The sequence below is a fragment of the Vibrio sp. Y58_MX_L22 genome, assembly GCF_024181865.1.
Lineage (GTDB): Bacteria > Pseudomonadota > Gammaproteobacteria > Enterobacterales > Vibrionaceae > Vibrio > Vibrio alginolyticus.
The window spans coordinates 1-1,185 of the sequence record NZ_JAMZAN010000032.1 but is presented as its reverse complement, the minus strand read 5'-3'; the positions used below and the strand labels follow the sequence as shown (position 1 = coordinate 1,185).

Annotated in this window: 1 protein-coding gene; it reads left to right on the top strand. The window is 52.9% G+C overall.

Annotation, left to right across the window (positions count from 1 at the left end; all coding sequences use genetic code 11):
* Window positions 1–17 precede the first annotated feature (17 nt).
* A partial coding sequence (locus NL626_RS22885) for a tandem-95 repeat protein (protein WP_253657776.1) occupies window positions 18–1,185 on the top strand: 1,168 nt, incomplete at its 3' end.

The window sequence follows — 1,185 nt, the reverse complement described above, 5'->3', positions numbered from 1 at the left end:
CGCCTGTGGCGGACATCGTGGCAGATAAAGCGACGGTTGTGGAAGACACGCCGACCATCATCAAGGTCTTAGGTAACGACACGTTCGAAGGCGACGACAAAGTGGTGTCGCTGGATACCAACAACGGTCCAGCTAACGGCACGGTCTCGGTCAACCCGGACGGCAGCGTAACCTACACGCCAAACGACAACTTCCACGGTACAGACAGCTTCACCTACATCGTTACCTCCGGTGGGGTATCGGAGTCCACCACGGTGAACGTCGATGTCACACCAGTCAATGACGCGCCAGTGGCAAAAGATGATACCGCTGTTACTGACGAAGACACGCCAGTGACAATTGATGTCCTACCAAACGACACCGATATTGATGGCGATACGCTGTCTATCCAATCAGCGTCTGTACCTGAAGCACAAGGTAAGGTTGAAATTGTTGACGGCAAGTTGGTGTTCACACCGGCTGAGAACTTCCATGGTGACGCTGAAATTACTTACACCGTCACCGATGGTGCACTGACTGACCAAGCGACGGTCAATGTCACCGTAAATGCCGTAAACGACACGCCTGTGGTTGAAAGCAGCATTGCAGACCAAACCTTGGCAGAAGACTTTACGCCATACAGCATCGATCTGAATACCGCTTTCAGCGATGTGGATAATGTTGATGGTGAGTTAACGTTTAGCGTCTCTGGTAATAGCAACATTCAAGTGGCGATCGTCAATGGTATTGCTACGTTCACTCCAACCGCAGACTGGAACGGCTCAGAAGCGTTGACCTTTACTGCTACCGATCCAAGCGGTGAAAGCGTCAGCCAAACGGTGAACTTCACGGTAGCGCCTGTGGCGGACATCGTGGCAGACAAAGCGACGGTTGTGGAAGACACGGCAACCATCATCAAGGTTTTAGGTAACGACACGTTCGAAGGCGACGACAAAGTGGTGTCGCTGGATACCAATAACGGTCCAGCCAACGGCACGGTCTCGGTCAACCCGGACGGCAGCGTGACTTACACACCAAACGACAACTACCACGGTACAGACAGCTTCACGTACATCGTCACGTCCGGTGGGGTATCAGAGTCCACCACGGTGAACGTCGATGTCACACCAGTCAACGATGCGCCAGTGGCAAAAGATGATACCGCTGTCACTGACGAAGACACGCCAGTGACAATTGATGTCCTGC